This is a genomic window from Brevibacterium sp. (assembly GCF_052105255.1).
GTDB lineage: Bacteria > Actinomycetota > Actinomycetes > Actinomycetales > Brevibacteriaceae > Brevibacterium > Brevibacterium linens_B.
Genome location: NZ_JBQDYQ010000012.1, coordinates 45,477 through 61,343, shown reverse-complemented (window position 1 = coordinate 61,343; position 15,867 = coordinate 45,477). Strand labels below are relative to the sequence as shown.

12 protein-coding genes are annotated in these 15,867 nt (G+C 65.0%); 6 read left to right on the top strand and 6 right to left on the bottom strand.

Features of this window, described 5'->3' with window-relative positions; genetic code table 11:
• Positions 1-264: 264 nt before the first annotated feature.
• The 5 genes from ACTIIH_RS05730 to ACTIIH_RS05710 form a co-directional block, all read right to left on the bottom strand.
• Entirely contained in the window at positions 265-1,437 is a 1,173-nt protein-coding gene (locus ACTIIH_RS05730; protein ID WP_441451046.1) for a TIGR01906 family membrane protein, read from the bottom strand.
• Positions 1,438-1,505: 68 nt separating this feature from the next.
• Positions 1,506-2,432: an AEC family transporter gene (locus tag ACTIIH_RS05725; RefSeq protein WP_441451044.1), complete on the bottom strand. Its 927-nt coding sequence runs from the start codon at positions 2,430-2,432 to the stop codon at positions 1,506-1,508.
• 42 nt (positions 2,433-2,474) lie between these two features.
• Positions 2,475-2,792 (bottom strand): hypothetical protein, encoded by a 318-nt coding sequence (locus ACTIIH_RS05720; protein WP_441451042.1) that lies wholly within the window; start codon positions 2,790-2,792, stop codon positions 2,475-2,477.
• A 79-nt stretch (positions 2,793-2,871) separates the two neighbouring features.
• Positions 2,872-3,234 (bottom strand): DUF202 domain-containing protein, encoded by a 363-nt coding sequence (locus ACTIIH_RS05715; protein WP_441451040.1) that lies wholly within the window; start codon positions 3,232-3,234, stop codon positions 2,872-2,874.
• Complete coding sequence (locus ACTIIH_RS05710) at positions 3,231-3,626, bottom strand: DUF202 domain-containing protein (protein ID WP_035320085.1); 396 nt, start codon at positions 3,624-3,626, stop codon at positions 3,231-3,233. Before ACTIIH_RS05710 ends, ACTIIH_RS05715 begins: the two co-directional genes overlap by 4 nt.
• A 176-nt stretch (positions 3,627-3,802) precedes the next feature.
• On the opposite strand from ACTIIH_RS05710, the gene ACTIIH_RS05705 reads away from it, so the two are divergent.
• On the top strand, positions 3,803-5,125 hold the full coding sequence (locus ACTIIH_RS05705) for an Nramp family divalent metal transporter (protein ID WP_441451038.1): 1,323 nt from the start codon (positions 3,803-3,805) through the stop codon (positions 5,123-5,125).
• Between the two features lie 60 nt (positions 5,126-5,185).
• Positions 5,186-9,484, top strand: a complete 4,299-nt coding sequence (gene hrpA / locus ACTIIH_RS05700) for an ATP-dependent RNA helicase HrpA (RefSeq protein WP_441451036.1) — start codon at positions 5,186-5,188, stop codon at positions 9,482-9,484.
• A 185-nt stretch (positions 9,485-9,669) separates the two neighbouring features.
• Here hrpA and ACTIIH_RS05695 read toward each other — a convergent pair whose 3' ends face one another.
• The gene (locus ACTIIH_RS05695; protein ID WP_101545125.1) at positions 9,670-10,038 is read right to left on the bottom strand and encodes a hypothetical protein; all 369 of its coding nucleotides are present in this window, start codon (positions 10,036-10,038) and stop codon (positions 9,670-9,672) included.
• A gap of 125 nt (positions 10,039-10,163) precedes the next feature.
• On the opposite strand from ACTIIH_RS05695, the gene ACTIIH_RS05690 reads away from it, so the two are divergent.
• The 4 genes from ACTIIH_RS05690 (at position 10,164) to ACTIIH_RS05675 (ending at position 15,855) form a co-directional block, all read left to right on the top strand.
• Complete coding sequence (locus tag ACTIIH_RS05690) at positions 10,164-11,756, top strand: peptide chain release factor 3 (protein ID WP_441451035.1); 1,593 nt, start codon at positions 10,164-10,166, stop codon at positions 11,754-11,756.
• A 152-nt stretch (positions 11,757-11,908) separates the two neighbouring features.
• On the top strand, positions 11,909-12,994 hold the full coding sequence (locus ACTIIH_RS05685) for an inositol-3-phosphate synthase (RefSeq protein ID WP_169251814.1): 1,086 nt from the start codon (positions 11,909-11,911) through the stop codon (positions 12,992-12,994).
• Positions 12,995-13,293: 299 nt separating this feature from the next.
• Positions 13,294-14,877, top strand: coding sequence for an AbgT family transporter (locus ACTIIH_RS05680; protein WP_441090981.1), 1,584 nt, complete (start codon positions 13,294-13,296; stop codon positions 14,875-14,877).
• A 195-nt stretch (positions 14,878-15,072) separates the two neighbouring features.
• Positions 15,073-15,855 carry a Bax inhibitor-1/YccA family protein gene (locus tag ACTIIH_RS05675; protein ID WP_441091014.1) on the top strand — a complete coding sequence of 261 codons (783 nt, stop codon included), beginning with the start codon at positions 15,073-15,075 and terminating at the stop codon, positions 15,853-15,855.
• The last annotated feature ends 12 nt before the right edge of the window (positions 15,856-15,867 follow it).

The window sequence follows — 15,867 nt, the reverse complement described above, 5'->3', positions numbered from 1 at the left end:
GTCTATGAAGCCGACCCGCTGCTCGTCCGTCGCGGCCGCGACGCCGTCGACGACTAATCCAGTCACCGTCCACCGTCACCGAGGCGGGGGATCGCTGGTCCGGTCGAGTGACTCCGGACAGAGATTCGGCCGGGTGGAAGGGGAAAGACCACCCGGCCGGAACCGTGGAGCGGGACTCGAACCCGCTGTGCAGTGACGCGCTGCTCTGCCGCCCGAACCGGAGCGTCGCCCGGAGCCGGACCGCCGGCGCGGAGTGAAGAAGAATCAGACTTCTGCTGCGGCGTCCTTCCGTGCCTTGCGCAGCGCCCGGCGCTTCCTGTGACCGGTGAAGCTGAGCAGGAAGAGGATGATTGCCAGGAGCACGAACAGCCCGCCGCCGGCGATGCCCGCATCGACCCAGAACTGGGGTGGGAAGAGGCGGATGAGCGAATCATCGGCGTAGAACTCCCACGTCCCATCGGCGAAGAACACCTTGTGGAACCCGCGGAAGAAGCTGTCCCAGCCGAGCACGGCGACGACGGCTACGGCGGCCATGAAGATGATGCTGAAGATCGACCCCAGACGCACTCCCGCGTGGATGCCCGATCCGTTCTTGCGGCACATGTAGATGCCGAAGAGCACGGATCCGATGATGCCGACAAGGGCCACGAGGTAGAGCAGCGAGATCAGACCCTTGACGTCAGCCATATGGCTGAGCTCGTCGGAGATGAAGATCGGCTCTCCGTTGGGCATGACGATATCGGCGAGGTAGCGCCGGGAATCGAAGTTGTGCAGGTAGTCGATAACGTAAGTCCCGTAGTGCTCACGGTCGGCGGCACTGAAGCCGAACTGGTCGGCCGGGAACCCGGGCCGGAAGTACTCAAATTTGAGAAAGATCCCGGAGGCGACGAAGCGCACCGCCAGAGCCAGCAGGACGAACGGGGTGGCGAGCATGATCCAGATCGTGCCGATGACATCGAGCACGGACCGGCGTCTTTCCGGCACCTCGGGATCACGGGCATCGGTCGACGTCGCAGCCTTCGACACCGCTGCCCAATCGGCTTCGCTCATCACTGCGGTGCGCGCATTCTGAGGCGCCTCACGGGTGGCCCCGGTATCGGCCGTCGATGCAGCGGCGGCCGAATCCGTGCCGGCGGACTTCTGCGCGGCGTTCTGTTCGGCGGTGCGCGTGCTCGCGGTCGCGGGCGGGGAGTGCGGACTCGTCGAATGGGCGGGAGCCACCCTCACCGGACCCGTCGAGGGCTTCGCATCCGCGGAATGCTCAGGGGCATCCTCGGCGATGGGATCCGTGATCGGATCGAACGCCTCGGTGTCGGTCGAGGGATCATTCGCCGCCTCCAGAGGGGCCTGCGACTGCTTCTCGGCAGCACTGGCAGACCCTGAACTCATCCGCCTGCTCAGGAGGTCTTCGGTCTCGTTCTTCTCGTCTCTGGACACATCCCCATTGTCAGTGACCACCGGGTCCAAGCGGGGGAGGACACGCCACGGCGGTCGATTTCGCGGAGTCAGCCGAGCAGGGCGGCGATGATGACGAGCGCTGGAACGGACAGGACCGTGGTTATGAAGACGGCATCGCGCATGAGGGCCTCGGACTGTCGGTACTGCATCGAGTAGATGTAGACGTTCTGTGCGGTCGGCAGGGCGGAGGTGACGACGATGGCGAAGAGGTCGATCCCGGTGTAGCCGAGCAGGGGGCCGCCGGTGGCCCAGGCGATGACCGGCTGGGCGATGAGTTTGGCACCGGTGATGTAGCTCAGCTGTGCGCGGCTGCCCTTGACGGGCACTCCCCATCCGTCCTTGAGCGAGATGCCGAACGCCAGCAGGGCGCCCGGCACGGCCGTGGCGCCGATCATGTCGATGGGTTCGAAAACGAATCGCGGCAGCTCGAAGCCCGTCGCCGAGGCGGCCACACCGGCTGCGGCTCCGAGGACGATGGGGTTCTTGAGCACTTGGAGGATCGCGGAGTACCAGTGCGAATCATGCTGTTTCTTGCCCGCTCCGTCGAGCACGGCCATGCCGATGGGGGCGAGGATGAGCAGCTGGAAGAGCAGAACCGGGGCGACGTAGCCGACGTCATGGAGGACATAGGCGGCGATCGGGATGCCGAGGTTGCCGATGTTGACGTAGCTGGTCGCCCACGCGGAGAACATCGCCTCACCGGTGCTGCGTTTTCTGATCCACTTAGTGAGGACGAAGAGGGCGGCGCCGACGATGAGTGCCGAGCCGCCGGTGGCGAAGAGGGCTGTGTTGAAGATCAGCCCGAGGTCGGTTTCGGCGACGGTGACATAGAGCAGGGTCGGGGTGCCGGCGTAGAAGACGAGCTTCGCGATGACCTGCTGGCCGTGGGGACCGAGAACGCCGGAGCGGCCGAGGACGAACCCGACCAGAATGACTCCGGCGATGACGGCGAAACCTTCGAATACGGCCAGCATGGGCGCCTCGGATCCTCGCTTCCTGCGTCTGGGGCGGTGGTGTCAGTCCGCCTCGGCGATATCGGAGACGACATAGGCCGCTGCGGCGCTGACCGCGCTGACGGCGAACACGGCCGGCCATGCGCCGACCTTCTTCGCCAGGGGATGGGAGGCGCCGAACCCGCCGAGGTAGGCCAAGGACAGTCCGGTGGCGGCCGGCCAGCCCTTCTTCACATACCAGGAGCGGGCGGCGTAGGCGCCCGCTGCGGCGAGGACGATTCCGCCGAGGGGGCGGATCCCGGTCTCGCGGGCGGTGAGGAAGCCGCCGATGAGGCCGACGGCAACGAGTGGGGCGGTGGAGACTTCGCGTGCATCCTTCATACGGACAAGTTTAAGCGTGCAGGTCAGCGGACCGGACGGTGGTCTCATAACGAGGAACTCCGATGCGGCGTCTTGGTGATCACATCAGCGAGATCTTGATGACCGAGGCGGTGCTGATGACCGCGATGAGGCACACCGAAGCGGTGAGGAAGGCCACGGCCCAGGGGGTCGGGCGACTGCGCTCGGCCTGGATCGAGTCCGAGCCGAGCCGGTAGCGCCTGACCTGCATGGACAGCGCCGCGATGGCCAGGCCGATGCACACGACGAAGAGCGCGACCGACCAGCCTCCGAAGACATGGATGAAGCGCATGAAGATGAGGCTGACGACGGTCATGGTCAGGCTCGTGCGCAGCCATGACTGCGTGGTGCGTTCGGGCTGCAGCCCTGGATCGGGGTGCGGCAGCGGCCGGGGCCGTCGCGGTCGCGGAGTGTGAGGACTCATCGCAGCAGGCCGGCAAACACCAGGACGAGCAGACCCGCACCCAACGCCGAGGCGAGGCTGACGATGGGAATGATGAGCGGCAGCGGCAGGGAGGTCTTGCGCCGCATCGCCGATTCGATGCGGTGCCAGCGGAACGCGGCACCGGCAGCGAGGATGAACCCGATGACCATGAGCACGATCGACAGGGTCGCCCGCAGACCGGTCGAGAAGATCTCCGAGGTGAAGGCCTCGACGGCGATGCCGCCGCCGATGAAGGCCAGGGCGGTGCGGATCCAGGACAGGAAGGTCCGTTCGTTGGCCAGGGTGAAGCGCGGATCGGGGTCGACGCCATCGGGGAAGACCCGACGGGCGATGCGGCTGCGGGAGTCCTGCGAAGAATTGTTCTCACTCACCCCTCGAGGATAGCGGTAGACGGTGTGGGACTGGTGACATGCAATCACCGTTGTCACCTATCATGACGGAGGAAATACGGAGACCGCTGCGTCGCCGATGTGCGGGAGATCCCGATGAGCGACCCCTGACCACATCGTGAGTCTGTGCGCGGCCGAAGACGAAAGCGAAAGACACCATGAGTGAGCAGTCGAACGGTTCCGGCCCCGGCGACGCGGGTGATGCGGAGACCGTATCGGGAATCGAAGAGGCATCGGGCCCGGCCAAATGGAAGGTCATCGGTCCCGGCCTCGTCGTCGCGGCCACGGGTGTCGGAGCCGCCGATATGGTGGCGACCCTGGTGGCTGGCAGCCAGTTCGGCTACGGACTGCTGTGGGCGGTGATCGTCGGCGTCATCCTCAAGATCGTCCTCGTCGAAGGCGCCGGCAGGTTCAGCCTCGCGACCGGTAAGACGATCTTCGAAGGCTGGCGATCGCTCGGCCGCTGGACCACGTGGTATTTCGGTCCGTACATCATCATCTGGGGTTTCGTCTACGGAGCCACCGCGATGAGCTCGGCGGCACTGCCGCTGGCCGCGCTCTTCCCCGGGATCAACCTGACAGTATGGTCGGTGCTCATGGGCCTGTCCGGCTTCGCCATGGTGTGGTTCGGCCGTTACGCCGTGTTCGAGAAGATCACCGCCGTCCTCGTCGGAATCATGTTCATCACCGTCGTGGGGCTGGCGATCATCGCCGCCCCGAACATTCCCGACATGCTCATCGGTCTGATCCCGGTCATCCCCGAGGGCGGCGTGATCTACACGCTTGCGCTCGCCGGAGGCGTCGGCGGCACCATCACGCTGGCCGCCTACGGCTACTGGCTGCGCGAGAAGGGCTGGCACACCCCCAAGTGGATGAAGGTGATGCGCATCGACAATTCGATGGCTTACGTGATGACCGGCATCTTCGTCATCGCCATGCTCGTCGTCGGTGCCGAGGTCGTCCGTGCCGCGGGAGTCTCGATCTCCGCCGAGGACAAGGGGCTGCTCGACCTCGCCGACGTCCTCAAGGCCCGCTACGGCGAGGTCGTGGGCATCGCATTCCTCGTCGGTTTCTGGGCCGCGTCCTTCTCCTCGATCATCGGCGTCTGGAACGGTGTGTCCCTGATGTTCGCCGATTTCTGGGGGCATATGCGCAAGAAGCCGGGCGGGCACCCCGACACCCTGACCGGCGGCAAGTACTTCAAGTTCTATGTGCTGTGGCTGACGTTCCCGCCGATGCTGCTGTTCATCCTCGGCAAGCCGATCGGGCTGATCCTCGCCTACGGCGTCCTCGGTTCGCTGTTCATGCCGTTCCTGGCCATCACCCTCCTCGGGTTGCTCAACGGCAAGAAGATCCCGAAGGAATGGGCGAACAAGTTGCACACGAACGTCGCCCTGGCGATCACAGCACTGCTGTTCATCATCCTCGGCATCCAACAGCTCTACTCGGCGCTGGCACCGCTGTGGGGCGGCGGAAGCTGACCTGGGCTCTGCCCGGTCGTCTGCCTCTGCAGCGGGGTTGCCGCTAAGCTGGGAGACGCAATGGCAGAAGAGAACCCGACCCCGTCGACCACTCCAGCGAACACGAATCCAGGACGGCTGCCTCGGCGCGGGAAGAACGGACGTGGGCGCGCGTCTCAGCGACGCAGAACCACGGCAGCGCACCATCAGCAGCGCCGGGCCCGGCTCAAGGACGCCCGCGCTGCCCATCCGGTCACCGTCACCTACCCCGAGGATCTGCCGGTCACCGCGGCGAAGGATGAGATCGCCGAGGCGATCCGGGACAACCAGGTCGTCATCATCGCCGGTGAGACGGGATCGGGAAAGACCACCCAGCTGCCGAAGATCTGCCTCGACCTCGGCCTCGGGATCGACGGACTCATCGGCCACACCCAGCCTAGGCGCATCGCCGCCCGGACCGTGGCCGAGCGCATCGCCGACGAACTCGACGAAGAACTCGGCAGCACCATCGGCTATCAGGTGCGGTTCACTGCGCAGGTCGCCGACTCCACCCGGGTGAAGGTGATGACCGACGGCATCCTGCTCTCCGAGCTCTCGCGGGACAAACTGCTGCGCGACTACGAAGTCATCATCATCGACGAAGCCCACGAACGCAGCCTCAACATCGACTTCCTCCTCGGCTGTCTCAAGGAAGTCCTCGACCGACGTCCCGATCTCAAGGTCATCATCACCTCGGCGACGATCGACCCGGAATCGTTCTCCGCTCACTTCGACGACGCTCCGATCATCTCCGTCGAAGGCCGCACCTATCCGGTCGAGGTCCGGTACCGGCCGCTCGGGGACGATCCTGCCGATGACGATGTCGACGGACCCGGCGAGTCCGGGAACTACGAGACAGGAGTCGAGGAGCAGACGGATGGAATCATCGCCGCCGTCGACGAACTCGCCGCCGAGGACCCCGGTGACATCCTCGTCTTCCTCTCCGGCGAACGCGAGATCCGGGACACCGCCGATGCCCTGACCGACCACCTGCGCAGACGCCCGCGGATGAGCAGCTGGGAGGTCGTGCCGCTTTTCGCCCGACTCTCCGCCGGCGAGCAGCAGAAGGTCTTCCAACCGCATTCGCGACCTCGCATCGTCCTGGCCACGAACGTCGCCGAGACCTCGCTGACGGTGCCCGGAATCAAATACGTCGTCGACGTCGGCACCGCCCGCATCTCCCGCTACTCCAACCGCACCCGAGTGCAGCGACTGCCGATCGAACGGATCTCCCAAGCCAGTGCGAACCAGCGCAAGGGCCGCTCGGGGCGCACCAGCGACGGCATCTGCATCCGGCTGTACTCACAGGATGACTTCGAGTCGCGTCCCGCATTCACCGATCCCGAGATCCTGCGCACGAACCTCGCCAGCGTCATCCTGCAGATGGCCTCATTGGGATTCGCCTCGAGTGATCAGGAGATCCTCGACTTCCCGTTCCTCACCCCGCCGGAGGCCAGAGCGGTCCGCGACGGACGCACGATGCTCACCGAACTCGGGGCGCTGACCAGCGACTCTGCCGGGAAGATCCACGTCACCGAGATCGGTCGGAAACTCACCGTGCTGCCGATCGACCCCCGCCTGGCCAGGATGGTCATCGCCGGCGCGGAAGCCGGCTGCGGGGGAGAGGTCACCGTCATCGTCGCCGCACTGTCGATCCAGGACCCCCGGGAACGACCGGCCGAATTCCGCGCCGCAGCCGATGAGAGGCACGCCCGGTTCACTCACCGGGGCAGTGATTTCCTGTCCTACCTCAACCTGTGGAACTACCTGCAGAGCCTGCAGGCGGACATGGGATCCTCGAAGTTCCGTCGGCGCTGCAAGGACGAGTTCCTCAACTTCGTACGCATCCGCGAATGGCAGGATCTCGTCGGCCAGCTGCGTTCCCTGCTCGGCTCCGCAGGGATCAGGATCGAGAAATCCGTCTGGCGGCCGGGCGACGACGCGACGTCCGAGGGGACAGACCTCGACGGTGACGGCGGCAAGGCGAATCCTGCTGAGTCCGCTGACGGTTCCGACCATGGTCGCGGCGGTCGTGGTCGCAGGGGCCAAATTGCTCGTGGCGGTCAGGGCGCTCGTGGCGGTCGGGGCGAAGGAAGCGCCCAGGGCGGACGAGGTGCGAACGGCAAGATCGGATTCGCCGAACTCAGCGCCGCCAAACGCAGTGCGAAGAAGCAGGGAGCGACCGGTCCGGCCGGGGACACAGGGAAGCAGGTGGCAGCCGCCAAACTCGACCCGCATGCCGCCGCCATCCACCGATCGCTGCTCACCGGTCTGCTGACGATGATCGGCTCACGGTCGGAGCGGCACAAGGACTATCAGGGAGCTCGCGGCACCCGGTTCGCGATCTTCCCGGGATCCGGACTCTTCAAGGTCAATCCGGACTTCGTCATGGCTGCCGAACTCGTCGAGACCTCCCGACTGTGGGCCCGCACCGTCGCCGCGATCGATCCGGACTGGGTCGTCGAAGCCGCCGGTGACCTGGTCACCCGCCAATATTCGGATCCGCACTGGTCGACGAAGGCCGGCGCGTCGATGGTCTACGAGAAGATCTCCCTCTACGGGGTCACACTTGTCAGCGACCGCCGCGTCGGCTACGGCACCATCGACGCCGAGGCCGCCCGGGACGCGTTCATCCGCAAAGGTCTCATCGAAGGCGACTGGCACGAACGCTTCGGCTTCCTCGAACACAACGCGGCCGTCATCGACGAGGCCGAGGAACTGGCGTCGCGGACACGGAACCGTCGCGTGCTCGACCAAGACGATGCCCTCTACGAATTCTTCGACGAACGGATTCCGGAGGGGATGACCTCGGCGGCGGATTTCCGGGGATGGTGGAAGAAGCAGAAACGGCGGGACGCGCACCTGCTCGACCTCACCACCTCGGTGCTGCTCAGCGACGACAGTGAGGAGCTGACCGCCTCGGTGGCCTCGGATTTCCCGATGGAATGGGAACTGGCCGATGGCACGCGGGCGAAGCTGCGCTACTCCTTCGACCCCGGCAGCACTGAGGACGGGGTGACCGTGGAGATCCCCGCCGAGGCGGTGCCCGCGGTCGACGCGGACGAATTCAGCTGGCAGGTGCCCGGGCTGCGCGAAGAACTCGTCGCCGCCTATATCCGGTCATTGCCGAAGAGCAAACGCCGCTACTTCGTCCCCGCTCCCGACGTCGCCCGCGAGATTCTGCCGGCGCTCACCCCGTACCAGGGAAGCCTGCCGGACGTGCTCGCCGCGCATCTGAGCGAACGCGCCGGCGGGGGAGGGCTGAACGATCTCGTGCCGATCACGGTCACCGCCGACGATTTCGACCGATCGCGGATTCCCGCCCATCTGCGGCTGACCTTCCGGGTCGTCGATGGGAAGAAGACCGTCGGTCTCGGCGAGGACCTGGCTGCTCTGAGGACGAAGGCCACGCCGCAGGTGCGCAAGGCCCGCCAGAAGCGGAGCGCGTTCACCCCGAAGACGGGCCTGACGGACTGGTCGTTCGGTGAACTGGCCGATCCCGATCAGGCCGCGGCCGGTGTCGTTCCGGGGCTCGCGGACCGTGCGACATCGGTCGACCTCGTGGCCTTCGACACAGCAGCGCAGGCACGCTTGGCCACGCGAGAAGCGATCATCACTCTGCTGGGCCAGCACACGTCTGATGCGCTGAAGTACCTGCAGGACGGGCTGACCACTCAGGAGAAGCTCATCCTCGCCGGTCATCAGAAGACCGCCGACGAGCTGCTAGGCGGGCTGATTCGTGTCGGGATCCGCGGTCTCGTCGTCGACCGGTTGGGGCCGGCCGAAACGTCATGGGTGGCCACCGCCGATGAGTTCGCGCGGCTGCGCAAGGACGTCGACGCCGAGTTGCCGCTGACCTGTTCATCGCTGCTGCCGCACCTGATGAAGGCGCTGAAGGCGGCGACCGAGCTCGACAAACTCGTGTCGAATGCATCCTCGTTGGCGATCCTGTCGAACCTCGCCGATGTGCAGGCGTGGAGAGCCTCCCGGACGAGCGCAGCCGCCATTGCGGCGTTGACTCCGCAGATGCTGCGAGAGCTTCCCCGCTGGGTGCAGGCTGAAGTGGTGCGCATCGGCGGAATGCAGGACTCGCCGATCCGTGACAAGCAGCTCATGGATCGAGTCACCGGCTGCAGCAGCGATGTGGTCAAGAAGATCGGCAATCGATTCCCGGCACTGGCGAAGGCCGAGTGGTCGCAGCTGATCGTGTCTCTGCCCACCGAATGGGTCGAGGTCGTCGTGATGCTCGAAGAGCTGCGCGTCTCGCTGTTCGCGAACTCGCTGGGCACGGCACATCCGGTGTCGGAGAAGCGCATCGCGAAGGCCCTCGCCCAGCTCTGACCCGAGCATCCCTCACCGGTAGCGGCACAACGCCCCGTTGCAGCGGGATGTTTTGGCGCGAAGAGTGACTGATGCGTGAGTACCTGTAGGACAAGTCGCGGGCGGGAGGTTCTGCCGCGACGGGTGGGGAATGCGAACTGTGGTCAGGGATGCAGGGTGGCAGCTGCCGCCGGGGCCCGCGAACGTCAGACGTCGGCGAAGAATCCGCTGAAGAGCCACCATAACGGCAGAGCTCCGGCGGCAAGAAGGGTGGCGACACTCCACCAGATGCGCCACTTCCACGTGCGACGGCGGGTGCCGATGAAGAGGAACGCGAGATAGAAGATGAGGCAGAAGGCCCCCGACAGGCTGAGCAGCACCATCCCGGCCGCCTCGCTGCCGGAGGTGCCGAGATCGAAGAGGTACTTCGTCGTCTGCGCTATCTGCCAGGAGAACCAGATCGCCGCGCACAGCAGCGGGGCACCCAGGACTCCCGCGACGATGAGCGGCAGGGCCTTGAGCCACCGTTCCTTCGGCTCCGAACGGCCGGCGTATTCGACGAATTCCTCAGACATCGCACCCCAGCATATGGGCCGATTCCGACAGGACGCTGGACGCAACGCGGACCGGCAGACCCGGCCTCGGCCACTGTGACTGAGCGGACACGCCGGATGAGCGCGAAGAACGATAGGATATTGCGGTGACTTCTGGCCAGTATTCCGACAAGGACATCCGACACGAGGCATCCCGCCGCCGCACGTTCGCTGTCATCTCGCACCCCGACGCGGGCAAATCGACGACCACCGAGGCGCTCGCCCTCCACGCCCGTGCCATCGGCCAGGCAGGCGCCACCCATGGCAAGGCCGGTCGCCGTGCCACCGTCTCCGACTGGATGCAGATGGAGCAGGACCGCGGAATCTCGATCTCCTCCGCTGCTCTGCAGTTCGAGTACCGCGACGCCGTGTTCAACCTCGTCGACACCCCGGGCCACGCCGACTTCTCCGAGGACACCTACCGTGTGCTCTCGGCCGTCGACTGCGCCGTCATGCTCATCGATGCCGCCAAGGGCCTGGAAGCACAGACGATGAAGCTCTTCGAAGTCTGTGCTCACCGCAATATCCCGATCATCACCGTCGTCAACAAATGGGACCGCCCCGGACTCGAAGCGCTCGAGCTCATGGACGAGGTCCAGCAGCGCACCGGCCTCCTGCCCACCCCGATCACCTGGCCCGTCGGCCAGTCCGGAGACTTCCGCGGAGTCCTCGACCGCGCCAGCGGCGAGTACACGAAGTACACCCGCACCGACGGAGGCGCCACGATCGCCGGTGAGGACACGTACACCCATGAGGCGGCTGCCGACCTCGAAGGCGATGCCTGGACGACCGCTGTCGATGAGTCCGATCTGCTGGAGATGGAGGACCAGAACCACGACCAGGAGACCTTTCTGGCGGGCAAGTCGACCCCGGTGATGTTCGCCTCGGCCGTGCTCAACTTCGGCATCCACAAACTCCTCGACCTCCTCGTCGACCTCGCCCCACCGGCAGAGGCACGCCTGGACACGAACGACGAACCGCGTCCCGTCGACGAACCGTTCTCCGGTTTCGTCTTCAAGGTCCAAGCCGGAATGGACTCGAACCACCGCGACCGGCTCGCCTACATTCGCGTCTGCTCGGGAGTCTTCGAACGCGGAACCGTGCTCACCCACGCCAGCACCGGCAAACCCTTCGCCACGAAGTACGCTCAGCAGGTCTTCGGCCGCGACCGCGACGTCGTCGACGAAGCGTTCCCCGGCGATGTCGTCGGATTGGTCAACGCCTCCGCACTGCGCGTCGGTGATTCCCTCTACCTCGACAAGAAGGTCGAGTTCCCCGGAATCCCGACGTTCTCTCCCGAACACTTCATGGTCATCCGCGCCAAGGACTCCTCGAAGTACAAGCAGTTCCGCCGCGGCATCGAACAGCTCGACCACGAAGGTGTCATCCAGGTGCTGCGTTCCGATCTGCGCGGTGACCAGGCCCCCGTGCTCGGGGCGGTCGGCCCCATGCAGTTCGAAGTGGCCGAAGACCGGATGACCAACGAATTCAACGCTCCCTGCACCCTGGAGCGTCTGAACTTCTCCCTCGCCCGACGCACCACAGCCGAATGCGTGCCGACCCTGGCCCGGGAGCGCTCGGTCGAGGTCCTCCACCGTTCCGACGGAGAGCTGCTGGCGCTGTTCTCCGACCGGTGGCGGCTGCAGGGCGTGCAGAAGAACCACCCCGACCTGGTCCTCGAACCTCTGGTCGTCAGCTGAGACGAACGCTGCCGTGTTCGGATGCCGGTGTTCGGCATTTTGACGCGGACATTATTATGGTGAGTCGGGGCCGAAGCGAAGCCTCGCAGGGCCAACCGCCCGTGTGGGGCCCTCCCGCCGCTCGGTGAAACCCGTACAGACAAAGGAGAATTGTGGGAACGAAATCGATTCGAGTCGCGATTGCCGGACTGGGCAACTGCGCCTCGTCCCTGATCCAAGGCGTGGAGTACTACCGGAACGCGTCGCCCGGGACGAAGGTTCCCGGCCTCATGCACGTGGAATTCGGGGATTATCACGTCGGTGACATCGATTTCGTTGCCGCCTTCGACGTCGACGGCAAGAAGGTCGGCGTCGACATCGCCGAGGCCATCACCGCCAGCGAGAACAACACCATCAAACTCGCCGACGTGGAGCCGACCGGCATCGAGGTCCTGCGCGGACCCACCCTCGACGGTCTCGGTGAGTACTACCGCGACACGATCGTCGAATCCGACCGGGAGGCCGTCGACGTGGTCAAGGCTCTCAAGGACGCGGAGGCGGATGTCCTCGTGTGCTATCTGCCCGTCGGTTCCCAGCAGGCCGTCGAGTTCTACGCTCAGGCCGCCATCGACGCGAAGGTCGCCTTCGTCAACGCCCTGCCCGTGTTCATCGCCGGCACCAAGGAATGGGACGAGAAGTTCCGTGCCGCCGGTGTCCCGATCGTCGGTGACGACATCAAGTCCCAGATCGGTGCGACCATCACCCACCGTGTGATGGCGAAGCTGTTCGAAGACCGCGGCGTCGTGCTCGACCGGACCTACCAGCTCAACGTCGGCGGCAACATGGACTTCAAGAACATGCTCGAGCGTCAGCGTCTTGAGTCGAAGAAGATCTCGAAGACCCAGGCCGTGACCTCGAACACGTCGGCTCAGCTGTCCGACCGCGACGTCCACATCGGACCCAGCGACTACGTCGAATGGCTCGACGACCGCAAGTGGGCGTTCGTCCGCCTCGAGGGCCGCAACTTCGGCGATGCACCCGTGTCCCTGGAATACAAGCTCGAGGTGTGGGATTCGCCGAACTCTGCCGGCGTCATCATCGACGCCGTGCGTGCGGCGAAGATCGGCCTCGACCGCGGAATCGGCGGAGCCCTCATCTCCGCCTCGTCATACTTCATGAAGTCCCCGCCTGAGCAGAAGGACGACGACGCCGCCCACGAGGCCGTCGAAGCCTTCATCCGCGGCGACATCGAACGCTGACCTCGCCGAGGCGGCCCACCCTCAGCCCGAGTGCTCAGCCGCCGTCCGGCTGACAGAGCGCCGACCGCAGACATCTGCGGTCGGCGCCCTGTCATATTCATCAACGTCGGTGAGTAGGAGGCCAAACAGCCGCCTCGGCGGGGACGGGTGCGTCAGTCAGCCTCCGACCATCCGGAATATGAGATTCCCGCGACACAATGCTGATTGTCCAGGAGACTTGCACCTTGAGGTGATCGCACTCACATGAGCGACACCGGGCTCAACGCATTCGCCAGCGCCGCACCGACCGAGGAGAACTGATGTCGAGCACCACACCTGCGACCGCAGAGAAGAGGGATGACGGTTCCGAGCTGAGCTGGCTCATGCGCGTTCTCGTCATCATCGAGAAGGCCGGCAACAAACTGCCGCACCCGTTCTGGCTGTTCCTGTCGCTGGCGGTCATCGTCATGATCCTCTCGGCGATCTTCTCGTCCACCGGTCTCACCGCCGTCAACCCGGCCACGGACGAGAAGGTGACGGTGACGAACCTCTTCGCCACCGAATCGCTGCGAGAGATCGTCGCGGGAGCAACGAACAACTTCGTCACCTTCCCACCGCTGGGACTCGTGCTCATCGTGCTCATCGGCGTGGCCGTGGCCGAACAGTCCGGACTCATCCCGGCGATGCTGCGCGGCACCATCGCCGGAGCCTCGCCGCGGTGGATCACGTTCATCGTCGCCCTGGCCGGAACCGCCGCGTCGATCGCCTCCGATGCTTCCTACATGATCATGATTCCCCTCGGCGGTCTCGCATTCAAAGCTGTCGGCCGCAATCCGCTGCTCGGCTGCCTCGTCGCCTATGCCGCGACCTCGGGAGGCTATTCGGCAGCGCCGATGGTCAATTCGCTCGACACGATCCTCGGCGGTCTCTCGACTTCGGCCGCGCAGATCATCGACGCGGACTACACCGTCAGCCCGGTCGCGAACTTCTACTTCAACTTCGTCTCCATGTTCGTCGTCGCCATCGCCGTGACCCTGGTGACCGAGCTGGTCCTGTCCAAACGCGCCGACCAGATCGAACTCGACGAGGAGACCGATGACGATCCGGACAGCTTCGACGTCAAGATGGCGCTCGACGCCACGGAGAAGCGCGGAATCGTCATCGCCGTCATCTCCATCGTCGTCTGCGCCGCAGTGCTGTTCGGCCTCGCCTGGCCCGCCGGATCGTTCCTCCGCGATGAAGCCGGAGGCTTCGGCCCGGAATCGGGCCTGATGGCCGGAATCGCCGCGATCATCGGCTTCGGCTTCTTCATCGTCGGCATCGTCTACGGCTACGCCACCGGGTCGATCAAGCGCACCGCCGACATCCCCGAGATGATGGGAAAGGGTCTGCTGCCCTTCGTTCCGGTCATCGTCCTGTTCTTCGCGGCCAGCCAGTTCCTGGCCCTGTTCAAGATGTCCAACCTCGGTGAGATCCTCGCGATCAAAGGGGCGGAGGTCTTCGGGGCGCTCAACACCGGATCGTTCGTCATCCTGCTCGGCGGTTGGCTGCTCGTGGCGCTGGGTGCCCTGTTCCTCACCTCCGGATCGGGACTGTGGACGCTCATGGCTCCGGTGCTCGTACCGATGTTCATGCTCCTGTCCATCGCCCCGGAGACCACTCAGGCGCTCTACCGCATCGGCGACTCGACGACGAACATCATCTCCCCGATGAGCCCGTACTTCGTCGTCGTCCTCGGCTTCGTCCAGCGGTACAAGAAGGATGCGGGCATCGGCACGGTGCTCTCCTTCACGATCCCGCTGTCGTTTTCCATGTTCGTCCTCTGGGGACTGCTGTTCTTCATCTGGTGGGCCACCGGCATCCCCTGGGGCCCGGGTTCGGCCACCCACTACCAGATGGGCTGAACCGGGAATTCTCCAGCCGATGCGGGCGTTGTCCACGACATGATCACGTTCATGCAACGTCGGGTGCCGCAGGCCGGAATCCTCAGTTCCCGTCCAGACCGTCCGGTTAGACTGTGATCGTGAACGACCGATGTGCAGCTTCTCGGCTGTGCACATTCTGCTCAGATCGAAAGGATCTCGACCGTGAGTAACCCTATGATGAAACGGGCGATCAACCAAGGCGCCCAGGCCGGCCGCAATCAGCCGGTCATGTCCGATCAGGAACTCAACAACCTGTTCAATCAGCCGGCCGCGCAGAACCGCAACGCCGGACCCCAGGTCGCCGACCGAGCGATGACCTACGACGATGTGATGATGAAGACCGGAGTGCTCTTCGCCATCCTTCTCGCCGGAGCCGCCGTCGGCTGGTTCGTGCCGATGCTCGCCTTCCCGGCGATGCTCATCGCGCTCGTGCTCGGCCTCGTCAACGCCTTCAAGAAGGAGCCGAGCAAGGCCCTCATCATCGGCTATGCCGCATTCGAAGGCGTATTCCTCGGCGGCATCTCCGCGATCTTCGAGTCCATGTACTCCGGAATCGTCATGCAGGCCGTGCTCGCCACGCTCTGCGTCTTCGGCGTGATGCTCGCCCTGTTCAAGTTCAAGGGTGTGCGCTACGGCTCGAAGATGATGAAGTTCATGATGATCGCCGTCGGTGGTTACGCGGTCTTCTCGCTCATCAACTTCGGCATCGCCATGTTCACCGGCACCGGCGGCGCCCGCAGCGTCGAGATCTTCGGAATGCCGCTCGGAATCGTCATCGGCATCGTCGCCACCGTGCTCGCCGCGATGACCCTGATCATGGACTTCCAGATGATCGAAGAGGGCGTCAAGCACAAGATCCCGGAGAAGTACTCCTGGATGTGCGCCTTCTCGCTCATGGTCACCCTCGTGTGGCTCTACATCGAGATTCTGCGCCTCATCTCCTACTTCAGAGACTGAGAGCAGCGCTGA